Origin of the sequence: Paraburkholderia sp. SIMBA_030 (assembly GCF_046535245.1) — a bacterium.
Classification (GTDB): Bacteria; Pseudomonadota; Gammaproteobacteria; order Burkholderiales; family Burkholderiaceae; genus Paraburkholderia.
The window spans coordinates 285,685-310,846 of record NZ_JAWRXB010000001.1 but is presented as its reverse complement, the minus strand read 5'-3'; the positions used below and the strand labels follow the sequence as shown (position 1 = coordinate 310,846).

Annotated in this window: 13 protein-coding genes; 11 read left to right on the top strand and 2 right to left on the bottom strand. The window is 60.5% G+C overall.

Annotated elements, in window-relative coordinates; genetic code table 11:
* Positions 1-166 precede the first annotated feature (166 nt).
* The 3 genes from SB772_RS01290 to SB772_RS01280 are packed head-to-tail and all read left to right on the top strand — an operon-like array spanning position 167 to position 16,229.
* Positions 167-2,674 carry a hypothetical protein gene (locus tag SB772_RS01290; protein ID WP_410831472.1) on the top strand — a complete coding sequence of 836 codons (2,508 nt, stop codon included), beginning with the start codon at positions 167-169 and terminating at the stop codon, positions 2,672-2,674.
* Positions 2,569-10,431: a hypothetical protein gene (locus tag SB772_RS01285; protein WP_410831471.1), complete on the top strand. Its 7,863-nt coding sequence runs from the start codon at positions 2,569-2,571 to the stop codon at positions 10,429-10,431. The genes SB772_RS01290 and SB772_RS01285 overlap by 106 nt, the downstream gene beginning before the upstream one ends.
* Positions 10,428-16,229 (top strand): hypothetical protein, encoded by a 5,802-nt coding sequence (locus tag SB772_RS01280; RefSeq protein ID WP_410831470.1) that lies wholly within the window; start codon positions 10,428-10,430, stop codon positions 16,227-16,229. The genes SB772_RS01285 and SB772_RS01280 overlap by 4 nt, the downstream gene beginning before the upstream one ends.
* A 100-nt stretch (positions 16,230-16,329) precedes the next feature.
* Here the strand turns inward: SB772_RS01280 and SB772_RS01275 are convergent, their stop codons facing one another.
* On the bottom strand, positions 16,330-16,935 hold the full coding sequence (locus SB772_RS01275) for a hypothetical protein (protein WP_410831469.1): 606 nt from the start codon (positions 16,933-16,935) through the stop codon (positions 16,330-16,332).
* Positions 16,936-17,187: 252 nt separating this feature from the next.
* Here SB772_RS01275 and SB772_RS01270 point away from each other — a divergent pair, with 252 nt between their 5' ends.
* From SB772_RS01270 to SB772_RS01250, 5 genes are all read left to right on the top strand, one after another.
* Entirely contained in the window at positions 17,188-17,439 is a 252-nt protein-coding gene (locus SB772_RS01270) for a hypothetical protein (RefSeq protein ID WP_410831468.1), read from the top strand.
* Between the two features lie 168 nt (positions 17,440-17,607).
* Positions 17,608-17,814, top strand: coding sequence for a hypothetical protein (locus SB772_RS01265; RefSeq protein WP_410831467.1), 207 nt, complete (start codon positions 17,608-17,610; stop codon positions 17,812-17,814).
* Between the two features lie 298 nt (positions 17,815-18,112).
* Positions 18,113-18,349, top strand: coding sequence for a type II toxin-antitoxin system Phd/YefM family antitoxin (locus SB772_RS01260; RefSeq protein WP_410831466.1), 237 nt, complete (start codon positions 18,113-18,115; stop codon positions 18,347-18,349).
* Positions 18,349-18,726 carry a type II toxin-antitoxin system VapC family toxin gene (locus tag SB772_RS01255; protein WP_410831465.1) on the top strand — a complete coding sequence of 126 codons (378 nt, stop codon included), beginning with the start codon at positions 18,349-18,351 and terminating at the stop codon, positions 18,724-18,726. Before SB772_RS01260 ends, SB772_RS01255 begins: the two co-directional genes overlap by 1 nt.
* 34 nt (positions 18,727-18,760) lie before the next feature.
* The gene (locus tag SB772_RS01250; protein WP_410831464.1) at positions 18,761-19,141 is read left to right on the top strand and encodes a hypothetical protein; all 381 of its coding nucleotides are present in this window, start codon (positions 18,761-18,763) and stop codon (positions 19,139-19,141) included.
* A 269-nt stretch (positions 19,142-19,410) separates the two neighbouring features.
* Here the strand turns inward: SB772_RS01250 and SB772_RS01245 are convergent, their stop codons facing one another.
* Entirely contained in the window at positions 19,411-19,602 is a 192-nt protein-coding gene (locus SB772_RS01245; protein ID WP_154565810.1) for a hypothetical protein, read from the bottom strand.
* 1,291 nt (positions 19,603-20,893) lie between these two features.
* On the opposite strand from SB772_RS01245, the gene SB772_RS01240 reads away from it, so the two are divergent.
* Genes SB772_RS01240 through SB772_RS01230 form a run of 3 tightly spaced genes read left to right on the top strand, consistent with a single transcriptional unit; the run spans position 20,894 to position 25,060 of the window.
* A complete protein-coding gene (locus SB772_RS01240; RefSeq protein WP_410831463.1) occupies positions 20,894-21,721 on the top strand; it encodes a hypothetical protein in 828 nt (275 codons plus the stop codon).
* Complete coding sequence (locus tag SB772_RS01235) at positions 21,702-22,790, top strand: AAA family ATPase (RefSeq protein WP_410831462.1); 1,089 nt, start codon at positions 21,702-21,704, stop codon at positions 22,788-22,790. Before SB772_RS01240 ends, SB772_RS01235 begins: the two co-directional genes overlap by 20 nt.
* A 20-nt stretch (positions 22,791-22,810) precedes the next feature.
* Positions 22,811-25,060 (top strand): alpha-ketoglutarate-dependent dioxygenase AlkB, encoded by a 2,250-nt coding sequence (locus SB772_RS01230; protein ID WP_410831461.1) that lies wholly within the window; start codon positions 22,811-22,813, stop codon positions 25,058-25,060.
* Positions 25,061-25,162: the final 102 nt, after the last annotated feature.

Below are 25,162 nucleotides of genomic sequence, written 5' to 3'. Positions count from 1 at the left end.
TTTCTTTAGCGTTCGTGTTCCGCGGCGAAGTCAGGCATCGCCTGAAACTCTGACAGAAGTCAAAGCGAAGGTTGGCCGTTTTAGGCAGCGTAAGTTTTTGCGTCTCATGAATAGAGCTTGATGTCTATAGCAAAATCGGCGAGCTTCTCTAGCGCGGTGATAACGCTTGTTCGGGGGTGCCGTGACGGACGCATCGAGCCTCTTCGACTTCAACGACGAACCCGTTGCGGTTCAGAATCCATCGCGCTTTTCCATGTCGCGGCGGGTTTTTCTCGGCGGCGTGGTGTCGACGCCGCTCATCGGCTTTTGTGACTTCGCATCGGCGGCGCCGCCGCCGCCCAAATGCGAAGAGCGGCCCTGGTCGCTGCGCTTCGAACTGTCGCCATCGACGCGTGAACTGGCGATCATCGAATCGCCGCCGCCGCTGCCTCCCGAGCCCGGGGCTCCGAAAGCCCCGCCCGATGACACGATCCATTGCCCGGAGGACGTCGTCTGGAGACTGCCGGCATCCGCGTTCGGGCCGAATGCGTGGTTCGACATGGCGAGACCGGCGGACCTGATCACCGAGACGCCAGCAAAAGTCACGATCTCGCGCCGTATCCTGGTACGTAAGACGAGCTACGGAAGACACAGCGATGAGGTCATCCAGTTCGTTTTCATTCGCCGATACGACCATCAGGGCTTTTATCGCTGGACAATCAAGTTCGAAACGGGCTTCTGGTCGGATGGCTTGACCGAAAGCAACTCGGTGACCTTCGAAGCGTTCGTCAAAAGCCAGGCCGAGCTCAAAGGCTCGGCCGCGACCGGTTCCGTCGTGCGCGCGCTCACGCACACCTTCACCGATCTGATCGAGAAATCTTCGAATGCGCCGCCGCGCTCGTTCGTTTCGCTGGATCGGCATCTGCAATGGATGATCTACAACTGCAATTCGGAACAGGACTGCAAGCCGGAGGACAGCAAGCCGTTCCTTGCGGTGTTTGACCGGCAAGTACAGATCTCGACTTTTCAGCTTGGCTGGCGGCGCCGATCCGACGGCCAAGTCTTCTTCGGCGGGCGCGGGCTGGTCAAGGCCACGACCGTTTCCAAGCCCGTCAGGAAAGGCGCGGCGGCATCCGACACACCGTTCTTCGTGCTCGACGGCCAGGGCGGACAGCGTGTGAATCTGTTCGACGCGAAAGACCAGTCGTGGTCCTTCGAGATCAGAACGAGCTCGTGGCCTTACCGACCCGACATCGCGCAGACCGTCATGGCGCTGCGCATTGGGTCGGCCATGCTGTCGGTCGATATGAGAGACCGGCGGCGATGCGGACGCGTGCCGGTCTCGAACCTGATTCTCTCGGTGACCACGCTCGAACTGAATCGATTGAGTATCAGACAGAGGCGCGCGGGCGATGGCAGCACGGTGCGGACCGTGTTGTGGGGCAACGCGTTTTCCATCGATGTGGATGCGGACAAGGACGCGAGCGTCGTTATCGAGTCGCCCATCGGCATGTTGCGTGTCGGTGCGCCCGCGCTGGAAACGGTGAAGGCGCCGTCGAAGCCCGCTGCGCCGGATGCGAAAACGGAGCAGGAAGAGCAACAGAAAAAGCAGCAAGAAGCGAAGCCGACCAAAGGCAATTGCTCTGAGCCGACTGACCAGTCTTCCGGCACCGGCGATGCGGCCAACGACGATTCGAATGCCGTCGCCCAAGAGCAACTGTGGCGCGCGGCGAACGGCGACCGGCTCGGTGCGCCGTCATCGAGTGTGTTTATTGTGCAGGACCGCGACGACGCGCACGGCAGGAAGTGGCTGCGCCGGATTTCCATCGATGTCGCGTTGCTGGAAGCGTCCGTCGCGCCCGCCGACACGAGCTTCAGCCTGTTGAGTTTCGCGCGCGCGGACTTGCGTCTGCATTACGAAGACGGCGTGCCGCTTACGCTCGGCGGACCGCCCGAGGGTCCAAGGCCCCATGCGAACAGCTTCGTCTGGCTGGGCCCCGATCCGCTCGAAAAGGGACCGCGCGCGGTGCTGGATCTTTCCACTTCGACGCTCACGTGCGCACGCGATTACGACCTGATGAAGCTGCGGTTCCGCTTCAGCGATCTGAATCTGACGTTTCGTGAGGATATGCCGGTCTACTTCAGTCCGGCGAACGAGCAGTGCCGTGTGCTCGTGTCGCCCGATGGCGTGGTGACGGACGGCCGGCCCGTCCTGGTGGTCGAGTTCGATCCGCAGCATGTCATGGAGGAAGCCATTCTCTGGCCCGAGCCGTTGCCGTTGCCGGACGTCGTATTGCCGGCGGATCCTCCATTGCCCGATGACGACAAGACGGCGACGGATCGCGCGAGCATCGTTCAAAGGCTGCATTCCCTTCACGATCGCGCAAGCCGTGCGCGTTTTCGCGCCATCGTTAAAAAACCAAGCTGGAAGAGGAAGAGAAGCAAGCGGACGAGGAGGCGAAGAAAGCCAGCGAAGCGTCGAAGGAGAAACCTGCATCGCAGGCGGCGACACCGCTGGCAATTAAGCCGAGGGTTCTGCCGTTCCGCGACTTCGCCAATGCGTATCGGAAAAGCGCCCGCGCGTTGCCGATGGATCAGCGCATCTATATCGGCGATATCGATCTCGAACCCGATGCGATGGCGATTGCGCGCTCCGTGCAAAAAAGTATGGCGAACGGCCAAACGCAAGTCGTGATCAACGACATGCTTGGGCGCGTGGACGGACCGCTGCGCAATTCGCTCACATCGCTGCTCAGCAATGTGCCGAACCCAAAGGGGCTCGAGCCTACGGACGATCCCGCGGAAAAGCTGCATCGGGCGCTGCGCGACGAGTCGCTGTTCGAGCAGCAGGATGCCCTCTACAGGCTGTTTCGCGATACGTGGCGCGATGAGCTCACGCGCGCGCGCGGTGTCACGCAGACCGCGCAGCAGGAACCGCAGGACTCGCTCGCGAAACTGCTCTGGAATGTGGTGCACAACAACAATTCGCTGTTCCCGTTTTTCTGGTTCGACGAATTTCTGAGCGCATCCAATCGTCCGCCCGAGTTGACGGGCAACAAAGACGTCGGGGACACGTACACAAAAATCGAATCGGAGATCACGGAGCGCTTCGCGCCGCTTCTGACCGGCAACAGCAAGCTGCCTCAGGACGGGTTGGTGGGCGCGCGGCTTTCGGGCCGCAGCCGCCTCGCGTTCCGGATGAACTGCGAGCCGATCAAAGGCGTGAGTGCCGCCGAAGCCGGGCTGCTCGATGCGTCTGGCGATGGCGCCGCGCATCCGGGCGCAGGCAATCCGCGTTACCGGACCACCTATTTCACCTTCGAGAATCTGACCGACTGGTCCCGGCTCGAGCCGGCCGTCACGCGCCGCGCGCAAAAGCTGTTCGATCCGCTACGCTCGTGGGTGTTGCCGCCGCTCGGCGAACGAGCGGCGAATGCGAACGATCAGGACATCCTTCGATTTCAGGGTTTCGAGCCGAAGCCAATGACGGGCGCTCAGCGCATGAGCGACGTCAGACGTTCGCTGGCGCTCAAGCCCACGCAGTCCGAGACTGCCATCGAGATGCCGGCCCGGTTGATTCTCAGCACCGCGCAAGACGCGGTCTGGTGGACACCGAGGCGGCTTCCGGTCGCCGCGATCATCAAAGGCGGCGACGCCAGCGCACAGCAAACAGATACGGACGATGCCGGCCGCCGTCTGGAGAACGGCGCAAACGTGCTGCGTCCGGGCAATGCTTTGATCGACGGACGATGGCATCTGTGGTCGGCGCGGCTCGCGGTCGACAAGATGCAGCCGTCGTTGCGCGCGGTCGATTCACCCGATCTGCGTCCGATGGCGCTCGAGGTGCCGCCGGCATCCGCGGAACTGCTTTTGCCGGGACACGGCGCACCGCCGCCCGGTCCGTGGGCGCCGTGGTTCATCGGTCCGGAGCAGAGCGAGTCCGGTGTGCTGAAGCCCGAGCAACTCGGCGCGCTGATGGACAAGCAAGCCGTCGACCCGCCACGGAGCGCGTCGGACGCGGCTGCGGGCACTCAGAATCCGGCATCCGATGCGAAGGGCGCGGCGCCGGTTGCGCAAGCTGCGCCGCCGGCGCAAACGGCATCACGCGCATCCGCGGCGAGCGGCGCGGTCGCCAAAGTTCCCACGGCGTGCGAGAACGCGCCCGACACGCCGCGTTGGAAGTTCTTCCGCTGGCTGTGCGAACGAGCCGACTTCCGCAAGAATCTGCCGGCAGAGAATTACGCTATCTTCCGCACGTCGCTCGATGCCTACGACCGCAATCAACTCGTGTTGCTGACGTCCGCATACGGGCTGCCGGTGACGGGCATGCGCCAGGCTGACGGGAAAGATCCGGAGCGCTCGGGCGTCCTCGTCAGCGACTCCGGGCAGATCGAACCCGGAGACGACTACGCATTGATCGATGGACGCAGCGATCAGGCCATCTATCGCCCGGTTCCGCTGAATGTGCAGGAGCTTTCGCTGAGTGCCCTGGGCGGCTCGTTCCTTCACGATACGGCATTTCAGCCCGCCGCCGGCGCCGACGATGCGCTCGGCCACAAGATCTTCCAGGGCTTTTCCATCGAACGATGGCAGCATGAAATCGTGCTCGGCCGCGAGATTCGCGCGGAAGTGGTCTATAAGGGCTATCTGCTTCCGCTCGGGCATCACGCGTCGCTCGTCAAGCTGACCGAACGGATGTTCCTCGCCACCACGGGCGGCATCAAGGCGCTGCTGCGTCAGCGATTCTTCATTCGAATCGCGACGCCCGAGAAGATCTTTCCGGCGATCGGTCAGCCGCACGATGGCCGTGTCTGGTGCGGAAAGAACGTCACGCTGATAACACGGCGCACGCCCGATATTCTCGATCCGACTTTTCCCATCGGCGCCGACGTGAGCGAGAACAATCGGGAAGGCCTGAACGGGCGCATCTTCCTCGGCGCAACTAATCCTGGGCTGGCTTTCTGGCCGCGTACCGATATCACGGACAAGGGCGTTTTTTCCTTCGATGTAAGGATCGACAAGGCGACAGTGAAGATGCCGCTTATGTTCGTCAATAACATCGCGGCCACGAACGAACTGTCGATGAAAGCCACCGCCGATCACTACAACGGCAAGCTCGACGCGAAGTTCGAAGACGTTAATGAGAACAACCGGAAGAGGCGGCTCATCGATGCGCACGGACAGGAGATCGTCTTCGCGGATGCATCGAAGTCCGGGGATACGACGTATGCCGTCGAGCAATTGGCGCTGCTCGTCAGCGGCCGCGACAGCGGACTCAACAACAAGAAATGGCTCGGCCAGCTCGACCTTTTCCGGACGAGCGGCTCGCTCGAGGGCGCGCAACAGCCGCCGTTCTATCCGCATATGCTCTGGGCGGTCATTCGCCTGAAGCAGAGCGAACGCTTCAGCGGTTCGGGGCCGATGCAGGTCAAGGTGCAATACGACGGGCATTACGTGCGATACGGTTTCGCGTCGCCCGGCGCTCCTTCGCAAGAGCCCGATAAAGCGAACGGAAATGCCGCAGGGCAAAGCGCACCGGCAGCGCCCGCAGCGGCGTCAGCGGCGCAGGCACTAGCTCCAGCTCCAGCTCCAGCTCCAGCGCCCGTAACACAGAAGGACGATCCGTCCACGAATCCGTCGGAAGTGTTTCTCGATTTCCGCGCTGTCGTGCCTTTGCAGTTTGGCTCGAATGGCAACCGGTGCGCGGGCATCGCGCGACCGGAGTCGTGGTATATCGCGATCAGCCGGAAGTTCGGCCCTTTGGGTGGCGATGAACGAACGCCGGTCGCGTGGAAGAAGGACAACACGCCGAACACCGACCCCGACCACGACGATCAGAATCACCTGCAGATCCCGTTGCTCGTCGCGGGTACTCCGCCGCAGCCGTCCCAACTGGAGCAACTGAACGATCCCGATCGCGAGTATCAGTTGGTATCGCTCGTCGAATACTATCGCCCGAGTGCGCAACCGCAGGCGGAGTTCAAGGAAACGTCCGGTCCGGCGCCCGCCTTGGGCAAGCCAAAACCGACGAACGACACCGCCGAGGCGCTGAAGAAGCTGAAGGTCATCGAATCGTACTTCAGCGGCGATGCGAAGATTCTCGGCGCGATCACCATCCGCGATCTGCTGTTCCTGCTCAAGCTGGCTGGCATCGATATTCCCGCGCTCAAGGAAATCACCGAGTACGGAGCGCGCATTTCCAAAGAGGTCGATCAGGTCGCCAAGGATGTTTTCGAGGACGTGCGCACGCGCGTGCTCGATCCGCTGAGTCATGTCGTGGCGGCGATGGAAGGCAAGTGGCAGAGCGTCAACAACGTGCTCATCGCTCAGCAGGGCACGGATGCGCAGGGCAAACCCCGGGCGGACGCACTCGATCTCCGGCTGATCTATCCCGAAGTGAGCAGTTCGCTCGCGAGCCTGCGCGTAGCGCTGAACGCCGCGTCCGCAGCGAACGGCGCCGACTATCAATACTTGCCCGATAGATTGTCGGCGTTGTACGAGAGCGTGCAGCAACTCATCCACGCGATCGAGACGCTCGCGGCGCATCCGCTCGAGCGCTTGCAGGAGGCGGTGAAGACCAACCTGCTGAACAAGCTCAACGAGCTTCAGAAGGCGGTTGATGACTTCACCATGCGGTTGAATCTCAAAGACCAGTTCGCCGACATATTCGAGGATGACGCGGAGAAAATCGCCGACTGGCTGACCGAGACCATCGATCCCACCACGAGCGAAACCGATGACAACTGGTTCCTGAGCGCATACGCCAAGGCGAAGAAGTGGTTTGCGCACATGCACGTCGTGTCGCTTGTCGAGTATCCGAAGGCCGACAATGTCATGTCCTTCGGCTTTCCACCGCCGGATCTGAAAGCGTGGACGCAAGCCATGTTTCCCGACACGGATCTGGATACCCTGGCGGAGCAGCTCGCGAAGCAGCTCGCGGATATCGCCGGTCAAATCGAGAGGCAATTGACGAGCAGCGCGAAAGACGCGCTCAAGACGTTCCTCCAGGCGGCGATCGAAAACATCGTGCGTAAGGGCAGTCCGCTGGATCCCAACGCACAGTGGATCAATGATTGGCTCGCCCAGGCCCGCGTGAAGTTTGTCGAAGACATGAATACGGTGTTCGAAGATGCGAAGTCCGCCGTCGATGACATCACGGCCAAGCTCGGAGCCGAGCAAGCGTTCGAGCGTTTGAAACAGCAATTGAAGCTCTATCTCGAAAACTACGCCAAGTCCATCGAGAAGGCGTTGAGTCAGAAAGCTACCGATTCGCTGGCGAATCCGGACTTCGCGGTCATTCTGGCGACGGTGCACAGAATCGACGGGACCATCGCGCGTTTTCGCAATGTGAAGGAAGCGGTGCAACAAGGCGATCTGGTCATGATATTGCGCACGGCCGCACCACTGGTGCAGGACATATTCGGCGTGAACGAGGACTCGTTGGACAAAATTGCGGAACCGTTCGGCGAGTGCGTCGAAGCGAGTCTTTCCGCGATCTCGAAGGCGCTCGATGAGATCGAGCCCGTGAAAGATCCGGCCATTTTCCGGCAGGAAGTCAATGCCCGCACGCGCTACGAGAACGGAGTTGAAGACGCGTTGCCGGCTCGCACGACCGACAAAAAGTTGAGCGACGACGACGCGAAGAATCCGGGCACGCTGCTTCCCGATAGTGCGACGCTCTACCCGCTGAATCAGGCGATCTTCGAGGTGCAGTTGGTGCATTTGGAAATCGGCGAGCTGGGAACGCAGATCGACAGGCACCGCAACGCGCTGAACCAGTTGGACAAGAACCTCGCGCGGGATCTCAAGGACTTTCAGTCCCGGCTGCTCAAAGCGGTCGGCGAGGAGAAACCGCAAGAGCAATCCATTCTGTTCGCGTTGAAGCACCTGTACTGCGGCCTGATCGATTCGATCCTTGCGATACACGCGCTGAAGCAACCCATCGATCAGAAGCTCAAAGGGATCGAAGCCTTACCGGAAGTTGACAGGAAGGCAGCGATGGAAGCGCGCTGGAGCGTCTTCGACAAGAAGACGCTCGACGCATTCACGCTTCAGTTCCGCACGCTGCGGATTCTGTCGGAAAAAATCGGTGCGGATATCGGATCGCTTCTCGGCACGATCGACCAGTTTATGCAGGACAAACAGAACACCACGTACATCAGCGCGGGAATGCTCACAGGCGTGCTCACTTACATCCTGGACAGCAAGCTGAAGGACGCCGACAAGAAAGATTTCGACGAGCTGAACAGAAGGCTGAAAGACAGCGAGACGAAAATCGTCCAAGGCCTGAGCTTCGTGATCCGTCACGCGGAACGCCTGCTCGCGGATGCGACGCAAGACCTCGCCAGGGCGATCTCTGCGATTCAGACCCAAGTGGGGAAGACGTTCGGATTACTCGCGGCGGCAGGCATTTCGGTGGACCCCGAAGGCAAGCGCTTTCAGGACAGCCTCGTGACTTTGCAGAACACAGTCGCGGCGGTCTCGGCGTTCAAGGAGCCGAGCACGACGGATTTGGCCGGCAATCCTTATTCGATCTCCGATTTCTTTTCGCAGCCCGTCAACGCGTCCGGGGTTTCTATCGGCGCGTTCTTCGGAACGGAGGCGAACGCGACCTACCTCAAGCTCAGCGCGAATCTGCGCGATGCGGAGATGAGCGCCATCGCGACGTGGAATGCGCTGAAAAAGAGACTGGAAGGTCTGCCCGATACGCTCAAGATGCACATCGGCAATTGGATGGTGGGGCGTGTGGTCGGCAAGGACAGCGTGTTCGCCAAGCTGGATCAAGCTTACGGCGCGCTCGTCACGCAACGCACGAACGCCATCGCTGCACTGAAGACCTCAGTGTTGACGCAAAAGGTCGCCGTCGCGCTCGCCGTCAAACCGAACGATTTCTTTTACAAAAGCGTGGACTGCAAGCCACTGCCGCCCGTGGCAGACGTGCCGTGCGAACTGCTGGATCAGGAACATCTGCTTACCAGCGAGCTTGCGGGCCTGACCTTGCCAGCCGACGAAAACCAGGCCGCGTTGACGCAGCCAATTCAGGAAGACGTGATTGATTTCCTGAGAGCTTGGGCGCAGGGAAGCAGCGCGCCATTGAGAGTGCTCGATCAGGTGCGCCAGGTCGTGGTGACGCTGATGCGCGGCGACATACTCGCACTGATCGATTTCTCCGCGTTCCGCGATCAGCTCGAAGACGCCATCGCGACCTTGCTGCCGACGCGCGTCACGTTGACCTATGACTTCGACACGCAAGTGGAAAAAGAAGCGCCGCAGGATTCGATCTTCCAGCCGGCGGTCGGCGCGGAATTCGGCCTGCACGTGAAAGGCGTGGTCGATCTGCTGAGACCGGAGGACAACAGCTTCCATGCGCACGGCGCGTTGGGTCAGTTCAAAGTGAAACTGGTCGGCTCGCTGATCGATGCGCTCGAACTCAAGTTCACCGGCGCGCAATTCGAAATGTCCGACGGGCAGAAGCCGCGTCTCGATGTGGGTTACGACGATTTCGTCATCGGAAAGGATCTCGAATTCGTCAAGCAGCTCGAACCGTTTCTGTCGCCCAGCGAAGGCACCGGCTTCTTCATTCAGCCGATGACGCGCGCGGCGGGCATCGAGGCAGGCTTCGGCATCAATTTGTCATCGATCGGATGCGGTGAAACGTCGTTCTTCAACATCATCCTAAACGTGTCCGCGGAATTGCCGTTCGATAACACCGAGGCGCTGTTCAAAGTCAGCCTCGGACGCCGCCTCGCGCCGTTCAGCATGAGCGTTCTGCCGTTCTGCGGGTCCGGCTACTTCTCGATCTACTGCGCGGCCGACGGCATTCGCGGCTTCGAAGCCTCGTTCGAATTCGGCGCGGGTGGCTCGCTGACGTTCGGGCCGCTGACGGCGCAATGCCGGATTCAGGTCGGCGTCTATATCCAGCATTTGCGCGTGGACGGCCGCACGATCACGTCGATTTACGGCACGTTCTTCGCCGGCGGCAGCGCGAGCCTGTGGATCTTCAATTTCTCGACTTGCCTCTACGTGCGACTCGGGCAGCAAGGCGGCGGCGCGATGCACGGCGAAGCGGTCTATTCGTTCTCGTTCTCGCTCGGACTTGCGAAGTTCAATTACTCGGTGACGGCCCATCACACTCAGCAGCAATTGGGCAACGACGGGCCAGGAGGCGGCAAGGGGTCGCAGCAGACGTCGGCGAACGACTGGCTGCCGCCCATCATGTATGCCGCAGCCGACGTCGGTTCGACCATCGACGCGATGGAGCCCGCCCCGGGTAAATGCGGACCGAACACCGATCGCCGCGATGCCGACCTTAAGAAGCGGCGGCGGGACGCGATCAAGGCGGCGACCGAGGCGCCGGTTTCCGTCGATGCGGAAGGGCAGCGCAACTGGACTGCCTACCACCGTTACTTCGATAACGAACTCGTTGAAACCCTCAAGGAGTGCGGACTATGAGTGAAACGACTGTGCTGCCGCTGCTTCGCGTACTCGCCAACGGGATGGACGAGAAAAATAACAAGGTCGCTCGCGTCACGATCCTGTTGTCGCCGGCGATGATGGAGTCGGGAGGATTCGAAATCAAGTCGTGGCCGAGTGAGGCTGCCAAATGGTTACGCGAGCAATTTCTGGGTCCGAACCCGGTTGCCCAGTTTCGCTTAACGGCGATCAACGACGGATCGAATGTCGATTGGAAAGAAAAGCAGATCATCCCCGAACTGAATTTCAGCTTCTTCAAGCACGAACCGGATTGGACAGCGATCGACGTGTTCTGGAAAGCGTGTATCGAAGGTCACTACATGCCGGCGGAAGGGTGGGGCACGCTTTCGAAAACGCTCAGTGAATCGCTCAAACGTAAGCCCGATGAGACGGAGCTGTCGGGTCATTACTCCCCGCAGCAGATTCCTGCGGCCAACCAGTTCGACCACGACGGCGCGCTGATCGCCGACTACAACCCTAATGAGCCGCCGAAGATGGGCAGCGTGACGCCGATCAAGCACGCGGATCTGGCGGTCGATGAGGAAAGACGGCGCGCATTGCGCATCATGAAGAAGCTTCTGCACGGCCCGAATTCGATTGGTGACAATTGCCAGGTGCAGCGATTGACCATCGGACCCGAACAACCCGTATCGGGCGATAAGCAGGCTTTCAACAAAAAGCTCCGCGAATTCCATTGGCAGGAGTATTCGAATTCCGTGAAGAACACGGCTTGCGACCGTAAGGATAGCGTCGGTATGCTCGAGAAAATCCGTGCGGCGCTCCACCATCAGGAAGAGTGCAATAACCTGGACTATTCCGACGGCGATCACCACGCGATTCCGCACGGCGACAAAGCGCACTACGATGCCTCCGCAAGCGATCGCGCAAGCTATGTGCTCGGCACCTGGCTACAGCGCAGGTCGAGCCTTCGGGCGCAGAGCACGAAGGATGGTATCGATCGTCCGGACATAGACGCGATCAGCAAAGCGACGGAAGCTCAACCGCCCGCCGAGGCGGACAATTACCGACTCGCGGTTTTTCATGCGTTGCAAGACGATCCGGTGCTGTCCAGACTTTTCTGCCTCGTCGTGGATGCCGAATTCAACTGGCCCGAAGAGCCTGTATCCGAACAACCCTTATCCAAAAAACCCGTGTCCGAGAAACCGACCTACTGGCATCTCTGGTTCGGATCGAAGGACCAGGATCCCACGAAGGTCATCGGCGCACCGACGGATCGGGAAAGCTTCGTCGCAACTGCGGCGCGGCGCTTTGGCAATGCCTTCTGGCCTGTTTCCGCTTTCGAAGCGGGCATCGGCAACACAAACAAAGACAAAACCAAGCCGATTTGCAACTATCCGATGATCGAGCAGGAAGACGGCATGTGGCGCCTCGGCGCGGGTTGCCCGGAATTCGACAACGAACCGACCCGCGCGCCGCGCTACGACCTCATTTCGCTGGATGTGCGCCGGTCGGTCGATAGCAAACGCAACAATCCGGATCGCGGCGAGCGGCAAATCACCAGTGGCCTCACCGTGCTCGATCGCGGCCGCGTGTGCCAGATTTTGCGCGAGATCGCGTTGGCGGATCGCTGCGCCAAACGAGAAAAGTTGCCGATGGTGCTGCACGCCGAAGATCTGACGGTCGGGCGGCGCATCGACATCGCTGCCGTCATGCCGGGTGCGCCCATCCGCGAAGTGACCTGGCGCAGCCTGATGCACCGTTACGTTTCCTACAACTTTGGTGTGCATCAACGTGCGATGAGCGAAGCGATGAGAGCGCTGGTGCCCGGTGCATCCAATGCAAAGAACACGACGATACTCACCGAGGGTTCGTTCCAGGTCGCGGCCCGTCATATGCCGCGCATCCCGGACCCAGACGATAAGAATCCGCCAAAGTGGGACGTCGCGGCGGACGAAGCCATCTACACCTGGGACGGCACGCCCGCTGCGGTGCTCACCGACGCGGGACAAGCGCCCGCGCAGCGTCACGGCGAGCTTCCGTACAAGCGGCGTTACAGCCTGAACGGTATCGAGAACACCGACATGCGGCCGCCGCCGCTACGCTACGGCGTGCCTTACTTGCTGAGCATGCGTTCGGTCTTCGCCGGCGGCGGATCGCCGCCATCTGCGGCAACGAAGAGCTATCACAGCGATACCTTTGGACGCAACATGCTGCCGGCCTCGCGCGATAAGGCGAGCGTCGCGCCCAGACGGTTTCTGCGGCACGAAAGCATTCTCGCGCCGACGCTGCTGTTGCCGCATCACGTCGCGCTTCGCAGTAACGCGCGCGTGGGCTTCGAGCAACTCGATCAGGCCATCGTTCGTTCGCGGATCGACACGCTGCCCCCTATCGACAAATCGGTTCTCGCGCCGGATGGATCGAGCTACATCCCGTTGAGCCAGCGGCTCGCCCCCGACACGACGATGCGCGTGTTCATTGCGCCCGAGGCCAGCTTCGAGGACGTGGTGAAGCACGGCTGCCTCGACGGAAAAGATCCTGCGAAGGTATTGAGAGGCGGTCTGACCAACGTCGCCTATCAGTCGGTACATCGGGCTTCGGGCGCGGATGGCGGCGCTGTCAGCGGCTTTCCCAATGTCGTGACCGAGCGCCGCGAACCGAATCAGGAGGATGGTGGTCCGGGTTACCGGCGTTTCGCAACCGACGCGGAGCGCGCGAAGTCGCCGAAGGTGTCGGGCATTCCGGTGTTCGAAGTCGGAGGCCGCCATTCGGTGCCGGAGCACGGCGTAGGCTGGCTGCCCGATCCCGCCGCTCATCACTTCTCGTTGCGCGCGCGCGTGCGCGGAAGCAATGCCTATCTGCCGGGCGAACTGACCGCGGCGCTCTATAGCGCAAGCATCGTTTATCCGAATGCGTTGCCGCTCGTCATCGAGATCAAAAAGGGCGAAAGGAAGCGGCCAGCCCAAGGCGACGAACTTTGCATCGTCGATCTGGCGGGCGGGGCGAAGGAGGCGCCGCTCGCCTTCATGAACAAGAACGGACAATTCGGCGGAGCGTCTTCGAGGACGACCGCCGTTCGCCTCATCACGCTCTGGCTCCTCGAAGGTGAGGATTTCGATCTGGAGGTGGCTTGCCTGCCGACCTGCGAGACGCTGGCGCATTCGTTTTCGATGACGGAAACGCTCGCGGTGCAGTGGGCGCAGGCATCGGATCATAAGCAGGCGCTCGCGGACATGCAGGCGACGTGCAAGGCCGAAGTGACGCTGCCCGCCAATTGCAAAGGTGCGACGAAGCAACCGATGACCGGCATCGGCGGTTACGCCGTTCCCGGCGACGGCCTCATCACCCAGTGCGCGAACAAGATCCTCAGCATCATGACAGACAAGTGGCCCATCGAGGAAGTCGCGGCGGTGACGAGTCTGCGAGTGTGCCATGCCGTCAACCGGCCCTCGCTCGTGCCGATATTGCACGATGTGAACGTGCGCAGGCCCGCATCGGCTACGCAGTACATCGACAAACCGGAGAGCGCGGACAGCGCCGGCGCCAAGACGCTGTTGCTCACCGGCAGAATCGCGCTGGATCTGGAACAAAGCGATGCATTCGAAATCCTCGCCGAAACGACCGGTACCGGTGGCAAGCTGCTCGACGATCCGAGCCGCGCGCGCAGTGCGATGTCCCGCCGCACCGGGCGATGGCCCACCTATACAACGCCCACGGGCGGGACGTCGTACATCGTTCCCGAACAGGTTTTTGGCTTCTCGGTCGATACGGGCGGGCGGGTGGACCTGCCGCGCGAGCGCGTGACATTGCTGCGCGTCGATAACCTGCCCGTGACCAGAGCGATCGGTGAGATCGTGCCTATCAGTCCGGATGCCGCGAAGAAGAAAGACGCCGCGCAGAAAGCCGCCGCGCAGAATGCGCAGACCTTGTGCGGCGAGCCGCGATGCGGTGAAACGGCGGCGTCCGATGCTGCGGCATCGGCTGCATCGACGGCGGCATCGGGCGCGGTGGCATCCGGTTGCGTGGCGCCTCAGCCAGCCGCCGCGCAACCCGCAAGCGATGCCCAGGCGGCCAAGCGGCCGGCCGATGCGCGGGCAGAACCCGACGATCAACCCAACGCGCCGCCACCAGCCGCGCCGCTCTTTTTCGACGATCCTCTTCCCGAACGCAGCGGGCCGACCATGAAGGCGATCGATCTCGGCCTGGTTCACGCGTGGGCGCTCACCGACCAGCGCCTCGACATGACGCTCGCCAAACCGAACGGCACGGAGGATGCCTGCAAGACCACGCGCACGATCCGGCTTGCGCTTCCGTATACGATCGCCGATACACGCGCACGTGCGATCAGGTTGCAGGTGAGAGCGTTGTCGCGCTTCGCCGAGGCGTTCGAGACGGCTCCCATGTACGACGCCAAAGGAAAGGAGATGCTGCGCAGGCGTCAGCCGTTAGCTAGCGACGATCAATCGACGCTGAGCAACACCGTCGTCGTCTGGTCCGATGCCACCGTGCGTCCGGCCGCGTGCGAACCGTTGCGTCCCGAACCGACCTTCGCGATTCGCCGCCATACCGAGGACGCGGACTTCGGCCGGCGCGTCCATCACGTCGAGCGCCGGGTGATTACGCGGCTCTATCTTCAGCGCGGATGGTTTTCGTCGGGCGAAGGCGAGCGGCTCGGGATCGTGCTGTGGCCGCCGCGATACTTCGACGAGACCCAGCATATCTTCGCGAATAATATCGTTACAGTCGGCGGGCGATGCTTCAGCATCGCCGGATTCGACGATAAGGATCTGGGCAAAGGCGGCTCGTTTATCACGCGCTGGGGCGGCGACCCGATTCGCAAGGACGAACGTCCGCAAGACGCCGTGCTGATTCCGACCCGCGCCTTCGCCGACGCGATGGATCCCGTGTGCGGCGCGCTGCGACCGTCGGACAGTGTGCACGAACCCGAAATCGTGGATGTTGCGCAAATGCCCGTTCCCGCATGGGTCGCCGACGATGCTTATGGGAAAGCGCCGGTCAACGAGCAAGAGCGGGCCGAAAGGAACGAGGCGGATCGGCTGAAACCGGTCGATGACTATCTGGCCGTGAGCTTGCTCACGTACAAGCCGTGCTTCGATATCGAGCGCGAGCAATGGTATGTCGATGTGGATCTTCTCCCGTCCTGCCCGTCGGAGCCTTTCGTTCGCTTCGGTCTTGTTCGTTACCAGAAACATGCGATCGATGCGGCCGATGCAACCGGCGCGCACTTGCAGGTGTCGTTGCCGGCCACGGTGACCATGCCGCTGCTGCCGTCCCGCCGCCTGAGCGTGGAAACCATGGGTCAGGATCTCGGGCAGATCGCAATCACGATGCGCGGACCGGGCTCGGTCGGCATCAAGGATCTCCAGGTCCGGCAGACGTTCGTCAACGGCGCGGACATAGCCGATGTTGAGAAGATGGCGGCGGCGTTCGACAAGCTTCAGCGTCCGTGGATGCGCGTCTGGCTGTTTCGCGAGGAGCCGGGCGTGGGCGAACAGATTCATCGCACGTTCATCGGTTGCAACGCCGAACGCCCCGCGATCGAAGTGCAGGCGCGGCCGGCGCGCAAGGAACTGGTCTGGGAGGCGAAACTCGATCTTCCGGAAGGCGATCTCGACGAGCGCGGCCGGGGTATGCTCGTCGCTTACGTCGAAGAAGTCGATCGGCGCATGCCCGCGAGCTATTCGCGCGAACCGGTGAAGCCAGCGCACATCTTCGATGAATCGACCTTTGTCGACTCGGGGCCGCGCTTCAGCGCGCGCGTCCCGTTGATGCATGTGAAGGCGGGCGTGCCGGCGTGAAGCCTGCGCGCGATTGCGGCTCGATGTTCGTATCGTGTCTCGACGGCCCCGCGCGGCCGTCGAGCGAAGGCGTCAGCCGGCGAGATGACGCGTGTGCCGCTTACTTTTCGAGGCAGCTTTTCTTGACTTCGACGCAGAGGCCGTTGAACTCCTGAACCATGCGATTGCGCAAGGCTGCTGCGGGCGAACTCTTGCCCTGCAAGTCGGTGCTCAGCTTCGCGAGCTTCTGTTGAACGTCGCTGATGGTTTGATTCCCATCCGCTTCGAGTACCTTACCTTTGACGAGACTGACGACCGACAGCACTTTGCCAACGACGGCCAAGGCGCATCCCCCGCCGCCCGTTTCGGCGCACGTTGCGAGGCCTATCGTCGCCAAAGCATTTCCTGTTATGTCCATTCCGAGGCCCGACCAGTCGTTCTTCGATTTCATCTGGTCGAGTTTCTGGTTGATGGCCGCGATCTGATTGGCCGTCGGCGTCAAATCGATCTGCCCGTCCGTCTTGAGCTTTTCGACGCTGTTGAATAATTCGAGGCGACGGGCTTCCACCGTGTCGCATTTGACGGAACGCGCAGCGATCATGACGCTCGCTCCCTCCTTGATCTTGAACGACGCCATGCATGAGCCTTGCATTTCGTCTGCGTTCGCAGCGGAATGGATCATCAAGGGGAAAATGAGCAGCGCGATACGGCAGACGATCTTCGACATATCCTCTCCTGGAGCGCTAAAAAACGTTTTGACTGCACAATCTTGCAGCCATGCGACAAATACAGTGCACGACTAGTAAATGATATGTCGAAGACGCGCGAAACTTCAATCCGGCAAAAAGCCGGTTTCGCTTGGTCGCATCGTGCAATCTCCGCAAGGCCGGACCTCCGAATGCCTGCACTACGCAGAGTCCACCGGCATCGGCCCGACGTTCGAATCGCAAGACGATCCAGACTCGAAGCACGTCAGTGCGTGCGCTGCTTCGCCCGTACCGCGATACAGCGCGGCATCGATCCGATGCTTTCTGAGCAGCGCAAAGAGAGCACGCTGGTACTTTTCCGCGATATGCGCCGCGCGCGTGATGTTGAGGAAGACCATCTGATTCGGGTAGGCTTCAGAGTGCGCTGGTACGCAACGTTTGATGTCTCGGAGTCGGCTGGGCAGTGGTACTGGACCCTCGTCGACGCCACCGGATTGTCGGATCGGCATCATCTCCTTTTGTAAGTGAAGATGAGGCAAAGGAAGATGCTCTGTCCGCACGCGACGGGCTGTTTTGGGAGTAGGAAAAGACCGGCGGGTCCGGCACAAGGAAAAGACGTTAAAACAATCGGCGCGTGAGCGCCCCGCAAGCTGGCCGGGTGCTGGCAAATCCCGATACACGAGAAACCTGAAATGACGAATCAGAACAATACGCTTGACGTCGCCAACACGCTCGCTCAGAAACTGAGCGACGCCGCCGCATCGCACCAGCGCGACGCAGCCGACGCGATTGGCAAGGGGGAGTTCGATACCGCCATCGGCCATCTCAACAAGCAGCGCGAAGCGACCGGCGCGCTTATCGCCACCCTGGAGGCCGTGAAACTGCTCAACGGCGACTAAACCGCACCGCGCTGCGTGCCGCGCCTGACCGCCAGCAAGGATCTTTGCGCTTCGCTGAGTTTGGCCACGACGCCTGCTATATGCGCCTGCGCAGCGCCGCTATTCAGGCGCTGCGGCTGTCGGCCGACGATCGAGCGTGATACATCAAGGAAAACGGCCGATATTCCAAGGATAGGTCCTTCGACCGAAGCCGCCGCCAGAGACCCGCGACGCGGAACGGTTCTCCTAGGATGTGACGATTTGCTTGCCTTGGGGATCGCGGTGGACTAATATGGACTTAGTCCAGATGAGTCCGATCATGCAAAATTTCAACATCCACGAAGCGAAAACCCAGTTCTCGCGCCTGGTCGACGCCGCGGCGGCGGGCGAGGAAATCACGATCTCCAAGTCCGGCGTGCCCACGGCGCGTCTGGTACCAATCGAGCGCGCGAAGGTCAAGCGCCGCTTCGGCGGTCTGAAGGGAAAGGTTAAGATCGCCGACGACTTCGACGCGCCCCTGCCGGACGACGTCATCGACGAATTCGAGGGCCGTTGATGCGACTGCTGCTCGATACGCACGTGTTTCTCTGGGTCGTCGCTGACGACCGGAGGCTCACCAAGGAAGCCCGGAAGCTCATTCTTGATGCAGACGACGTGTTCGTTAGCAGCGCGAGCATCTGGGAGGCATCCATCAAGGCGGGCCTCGGCAAGCTCGACGTGGACGTGAACGCGCTGGTTGAAGAGATCGGCAGGGGCGGGTTTTCGGAGTTACCGGTGCGAGCTGTCCATGGCGCGTTCGTGCGCGATCTGCCGGACATTCACCGCGATCCGTTCGACCGCATGCTCGTCGCGCAGGCCATGTACGAACCCCTTCGCCTGGTGACGGCTGACGGACATCTGGCGAAATACACGGATCTCGTCGTCGAGATCTAAGAGAGAACACAGGAAAAAGACGGGGAATATCACGATGGAGCGAGCACCTAACGGTAAGGTTGAAGAAGTGTTACCTCTGCAAGAGCCGGCAGTACCCGCTGGAAAGGAGAAGGATGATCCATTTGGCCTTGCGCGCGCTGCCGAGAGCTTTCGACATGGCTTCGTTGACACGACCCGCGTTCGTGAGCATGAGAAAGCTGTCCGCGAAGGAAACGTACATCAGCAGAAGATGCTGGAGTTGGAGCATGCGGAAGCGGAGCGAAAGAGAACGTTTCGTTCAAACTGGATCATCGCTGTCGGCTTTTGTCTGTTTCAGGCGTTGATTGCTGCCTTCGGTTTCAAGACGAACAACGTCAGCTATATCCTCGCAGCGGCAAATGGCGTGGGTGCCTTCTTTGTCAGTCGTAAATTTTGATAGACCGGAAAGCGGGAAAGCAAATGGCAGCCACTCAGGACACGGACATACTCGCTCTTGAACTGTTCAACGAAGCGCTTGCGGTTCGTGACCCACGGACGCTCGTCGCAGCACCGCCGCAGAAAGATATTGTCCTGGTTAGCCGCGGGACACGGACGATTTATATCGAGGGAAGTTGGGGCCCAGCGATTCCATATCCTGCCGTCCGACATGACGATGGCACTCAGAATCACGGCTATCGCGCAGGATATGAACACAGCTTGGAGGACCTACAGGATCCTCATGTACCGGATTCTACCGATCTGGGGCGAGCGTTCCAGGATCAGGTCCGCAATGAATTCCGGGAGCAGGGCGCGTGGAATGTTTGCAGGAACATTGTCGACCAGTTGCGAGGCGACGCGCGCGATAAAGTCATCGGGCGAACTTGCAAGACTGTGCTCATAACTCACGCGGTACTCCATGATGCACGATGCTCCGGGGAGGCTTTCTGAGCGAGCGATTCTACCAGCGGCCGGGGCGGCGCGTGGTATGCGTCGATGCGGCGGGAGGGCGGTGTATCTGCCTGTCGGCGCGGTGGCAAGCGCTTCTTGCAGGCAGTGATTCATATGCCATGTGCGCGGCGTTTCAGGGAAAGGGATTTTGCCGCAAAGGAATGGTTGGTAGAATCCCGGCCAGCAGAACAGACAAATCCTACCGATGCTTTTGCCTGACCACGCATCGCATGTGAATGTGACCATCTCGATATGGTGGGCAAATTGCCTACCCGAGGACATTCTCGCGAATTTGCTGGCCGAAAATGCTGCTGGGTTTGCCGTCGAGGATGACGTTCCGGGCACGGCCCGACAACCGGAGATTGTCCCAGCATGAGTTTCGGCAACCCGATATTCAGTAAGCGGTTGCGCAATGGGGCACGCGTGCGCACGAGTGCCCTTGTCGGTTCGAGAATCCCGTATCAGGAGGGTGAGCTTGAAGTGGTCGAGATTGGCCCGTTCGTGTCCGTAGCAAACGGAACACTGGTCCAGTTCCTAGCACGTTGGACCAGAGCTGACGGGCTGCTGGCCGGTACTCTCATCCATACAGCGTGGGGCGTGTGCGAAGTCGTAGACTGACCAGCAGGGAAGCGCTATCCGTCCTGTTCCGGCGCGGGTGTGTCCATCCTGTACTCGTGCACATTGATGAAAGGGAAGTCCGGATCGCACAGAGCCTTGCGTCGTTCTTTCAATTCATGGCGGCGACCCTGATTCCTCAGAAAGCGCAGTTCGGGCGTCAGCCGCATCGTCGGTCGGATGATAACGGTGGCGACTGCTGCGCCTGAGCGAACTGGCGGACGAGTCGGCCATATTGATTAGCGGTCCGGTGGAAACCGGCATCGCTCTCTCACCAACAAAAATTAAAGCGGATTGCCATATCGTGATTTTGCGGAGCGCGCCGTATGCGCAATGCATTATTTCGCGAGGCTCGGCCGGAAACGAATAAATTAAATGGATGGCCGCTCAAGTTATTGCCATCACGGTCGTTATAGCAGTTTGGACGGGCGTCCAGTAAAGGGGTGCGTTGCACGCAGGAGAATCGGACGATTGTTTATAAAGGCTGAGCCATAACATCGTTGCCGATTTTACGAAGCGTCCGGTTGATGCGCCAGTTAAATACATTCGCAAACGGCGGGTCCAGCCAGTGAAGCAATGTATTACATGGTGCGTGTACTGTTTTTGTGACGGGCGGCACTGACAAATTATGACGACACCAGCGTGGTTGACGCGGCTGATTAGTAGCGAAATCGACCAACGGATAGAAAGCGACCATCGGACAACTACGTCCACTTTTTTGGGATGGCCCAGAAACGAGATTTTCCGGGATGTTATCGGGGGTGGGCAGGCAGATTTCAATGCCTCGATCGGCCATCTGAGCGGGGACGACAGAGCCCTTCTGTACGCAAAATATAACCAGGGGCGGCACCTCGACGAATTGCGTCATGCATTCGCCAGATTACTTGGAGACCACGGAAACATCGCGCGTCCGACGGTGGTTGATCTCGGCTGCGGACCGTTTACAGCAGGGCTGTCCTTTGCGGCATCGCTGGGCCCACAGGAGCCGTTCCGGTACTTCGGCGTTGATCGCGCGACGAGTATGTTGACTTTAGGGGCGTCGCTGGCCGAGCGTGCCCGGGAGTACGGAGCGTTCCACCCTCAGACAACCTGCTGGTTCGGCGATGATCTGGGCCGGGTCGATTTTGGACCCGCCCGAGGCGAATGGACGCTTGTCGTCGCATCGTATCTGCTGGCCAGCCCGACTATTGACGTCGAGTTGCTCGTAGCCTCTATCCTGACGGCAGTTTCCAGCATTGGGCCAGGTCCCGCGGCGGTGTTTTACACGAACAGTGCGAACCGGAACGCTGATGCGAAATATCCGGCATTCCGGGACACTTTGATACAAGGTGGTTTCGAGCTCGCGGTCGATGACGTGGAGCGCTTCGCTGACACGAACAAATCACCTAAGGACGTGCACTACGCGTTGCTGTACCGACCGGCAAAGACCACGATTCAGATGAAAGGACGCACCAATGAAGTTGCCAAAGCTTGACGATCTGGCTGATGAGCAGATGGTCGTCTACGAACATGAGCCCGAGAAAAGCCTGTTTGTCGTAGGTCCGCCGGGGTCTGGAAAGACCAGTCTGGCCGTGCTTCGTGCAAAGTTCCTGAGGGAACTCGACAAGCAACTCGTGCTGGTAACACGAAACAAGATGCTCGCTGCGCTCGCGGGGCAACTGGATGGCGAGGCGCTGGTAGCGAAGACCATGAGCGCCTTCATCGCGAAAACCTACTATGACCGCTTCGCCCGGAACGTGCCGGAGTTGTCACCGTATGTATACGACTGGGACACTATTATCGGAGACTTCGCAGCGGCGGAGGTCGTGCCGACACTCGAGCATCTTGTGATTGACGAGGGGCAAAACCTGCCCGCTGGTTTTTTTCGGTGGGCAGTGCGATTTGGCGCGCAAACGCTCACCATTTTCGCGGACGAGGACCAGACTACCGATTCGCTGCGCGCGTCATTGCAGGACATTTTCGATGCCGGTATGCCTTTACCTATCCGACTGCAGGCGAATCACCGGAACACCGCTGAGATTGCCGCCGTTGCCGAGCATTTTCATCGTTCTCAGGTTTTGCCGCCCGGGATCGTCCAGCGTCGCCGCGGCGGCGAGATTCCGCGCCTGGTGCAGCCTCGGAGCTGGGATGAACTCGTCGCGCTCGTCGCCACACGCTTTCAGAATCGCGCGCAAGCGATCGGGGTGATTGTGTACCGGCGGGACGACGTCCTTCAGTTACAGGAAAAACTGGTGGGAGCGTTGCCGCCGGGTACCCGGATTGACGCTTATGTCAATGGTGGGAAGGGGGCGGCAGAGGACATCCGGTTGCTCGATACAGGCATTACAGTGCTTAGCAGTGAGTCGGTGATTGGACTTGAGTTCCATGCTGTATATTTGCAGGACCTGGACAGATCCCTTCCATGTAACTCAACTGAGGCTTTTCGACGTATGTACATGTTGTGCGCACGGGCGCGCGATAACCTGACGCTGGTCGACGGTCCATTCGCGCTGAGTGCAAGTCAGATTGCTGATTTACCCGGCCCAACGCTGCTCGCCAGATGACAAGAGAATCTGCCTCACAGATGGACTGGCTTTCGCCTGAAGGCGCCGTTGTGCCAACGCAAGAAGTGGCTGGCGCAGTGTCGCCGCGCCTTTCGTTTGTGCTCGACAGTCGGGACTGGCTTCGCTTCGTGGCTGACGAATGGTGGCCCAGTCCCTTCGACGCGGACGGGCTGAGCCTTGGAGTAGAAGCAGTCTGTGACCACCTGAAACAAGGCGGGCGCATTTCGGTGGTCGTCTGGATTGATTCCGGTCAACTCCCATCCTTGCCGGCCGCCATTTATCGCAGTGGACAGTGGATCGACGCGCCGGTTCATTCGGTAACGTGTGATGACAAGGAGGTTCTTTGGCCCGGGCCAATTCACCTGTCGAGCGTGACAGCATTCTCTGTCCCGACGGAAGCCGACCGGGCGCGCCTTGTCGCGATGGCAAAGGGGTTCAGTAACGTCGAAATGCCGGCTCAACCGGTTGAGGTCAAACCGACCCCCCAGATACTGCCGGCGGCTAACCGGCCGCAATTGACGACCTTGTATCGTGCGCCCGCGCAGTGGGATTCCATTCGCGGAGCGGCTGCGATGGCAGTCTGGGCAGTGCCGGCAATAGATCCCTGGCTAGATGTGCTTTGTGAGTCTCTGTCGACCGGAGCGACTCGCGAGAACGCGGCGACCGCGCTAGGCGCCCCCTGGCTGGGCGTGCCGTTATGGGCCCGTAATGGTGCTGACGCCCTGGGGTTGCCGCTGTGGGCGGCGATCCGGGAAGTCATTGGCGCGGTGAACTACCGGGAAGAGTGGCGGCCCGCGGAGGTCCTGGAAACGATCGTAGACAGCGCCGCGCAACTGGGCGCAGACGGTGCGGCATTGGCGGAGTTGCGCGACCACACGCAGGCCATCCTTTCTGACGCGGCAGTAATAGATGTGCGACGCGCTGAGCGCGACCCTCTTGGGCTCGCGCTTCAGTTGGTTCTGCTGCGCCCGAAGGCGGAGAATTACGTCAGTTGGGTGGACGATCTTCCATCCATGCCGCCTGCTGTATGGTGGACCGGGGCGATGCTTTCCGGGCTGTTGACGGGGATGCGTGACCTCGACAAGCAATTCCGGGGATCTCCTGCTGCGCGGGAAATTTTGGCGGTGCGTACATGGCACCTGTCTTCCGTTGCAGGGAGTGCGACACGCTGCTGGCCGGATCGATTCGCTCCCAAGCCGTCATGGGTTTTGGGAAGCGACAAGGTGCAATTTCTTGACGGTGACCGGCCATGGGCAGATCGCAAGACAAGCCGACGCGGGGAGTGGTTCCGTGCAGATTTCGATAACGAGCCCACGTACAAACAGGCCCTCGAACTTGCGCGGCGTTTGCACCCGTCAAGCCTTCGTCGGTGCCTTCGGATAGCTGACGCCGAACTGACCGCGTCAGGCAGTGGCAAGTTGAGTGTGGACAAGACCGGACATCGTCTGAAGGTAAAGGGCGAACTGAGCCTTGCGCTGAACGATAGCGTGTCCTTCGCCGACGAGCTGGATGTCGATCATTTCCGGGACTGGATTGCGATCGGCAGCGTTGCCGAACGTCTACCGTCACCGCCACGCGCAGTATTGCTGGAGTCGATTGAGTCCATACAACCCGCCGCAAGCGTGTCCGGGGACCCAGCCATCGGTCAGCGCGTGTTGCAACCGGTTCGACTGCCTGATGATCCGCCTGGGCTATTGGCTATTCCGGACTTTATTTCAGGCGAGCAGGAGCTCGCTCTGCTAGCGGAGGTTGATCGCGGCACCTGGCTCACGGACCTGTCGCGAAGAGTTCAGCACTATGGGTGGAAATACGACTACAAGGCGCGTATGGTGGAGAGTTCCGGCTATCTGGGACCGCTTCCCGGCTGGGCCGCGGATCTGGCCGAACGCCTCCTGCGACACGGCGTGGTTGGCGAATTGCCAGATCAGGTTATCGTGAACGAATACGTGGCTAGCCAGGGCATCGCGAAACATATTGACTGTCCGGGCTGTTTTCGCGGGGCAGTAGTAACGATCAGTCTTGGCGAATCCTGGGGCATGCTGTTTCGTAGTCCAGATGGGGTGCAGAAGGTTGAACGGGTGCTGCAGCGCCGGAGTGCCGTTGTTCTCGATGGCGAAGTGCGCGAAGAGTGGACCCATGAGATCCCAAAGCGAAAGAAGGAAGGAACGGCCTTGCGTGGGCGACGTATCTCATTGACCTTCCGGAAAGTAAATCCTCGCACGACAAAAGCGAAGGGTGCAGCCAGCCGCAAAAAAGATAAAGGATCGTAAGCGCGAATCTGGTCTTCAGCAGTTCGACGGTTTACCGCGAGTGGTAGAACTCTTTACGTCGAACCTGGTGCACAAGCGCGAGGACGATCTTCAATCGGTGGG

What these genes read in the sequence shown, in the direction of transcription:
- SB772_RS01285 (WP_410831471.1), top strand. Translation starts at nt 2,569, where the DNA reads ATGGATCAGCGCATCTATATCGGCGATATCGATCTCGAACCCGATGCG.
- SB772_RS01280 (WP_410831470.1), top strand. Translation starts at nt 10,428, where the DNA reads ATGAGTGAAACGACTGTGCTGCCGCTGCTTCGCGTACTCGCCAACGGG.
- SB772_RS01275 (WP_410831469.1), bottom strand. Translation starts at nt 16,935, where the DNA reads ATGTCGAAGATCGTCTGCCGTATCGCGCTGCTCATTTTCCCCTTGATG.
- SB772_RS01265 (WP_410831467.1), top strand. Translation starts at nt 17,608, where the DNA reads ATGACGAATCAGAACAATACGCTTGACGTCGCCAACACGCTCGCTCAG.
- SB772_RS01260 (WP_410831466.1), top strand. Translation starts at nt 18,113, where the DNA reads ATGCAAAATTTCAACATCCACGAAGCGAAAACCCAGTTCTCGCGCCTG.
- SB772_RS01255 (WP_410831465.1), top strand. Translation starts at nt 18,349, where the DNA reads ATGCGACTGCTGCTCGATACGCACGTGTTTCTCTGGGTCGTCGCTGAC.
- SB772_RS01250 (WP_410831464.1), top strand. Translation starts at nt 18,761, where the DNA reads ATGGAGCGAGCACCTAACGGTAAGGTTGAAGAAGTGTTACCTCTGCAA.
- SB772_RS01245 (WP_154565810.1), bottom strand. Translation starts at nt 19,602, where the DNA reads ATGGAGTACCGCGTGAGTTATGAGCACAGTCTTGCAAGTTCGCCCGAT.
- SB772_RS01235 (WP_410831462.1), top strand. Translation starts at nt 21,702, where the DNA reads ATGAAGTTGCCAAAGCTTGACGATCTGGCTGATGAGCAGATGGTCGTC.
- SB772_RS01230 (WP_410831461.1), top strand. Translation starts at nt 22,811, where the DNA reads ATGGACTGGCTTTCGCCTGAAGGCGCCGTTGTGCCAACGCAAGAAGTG.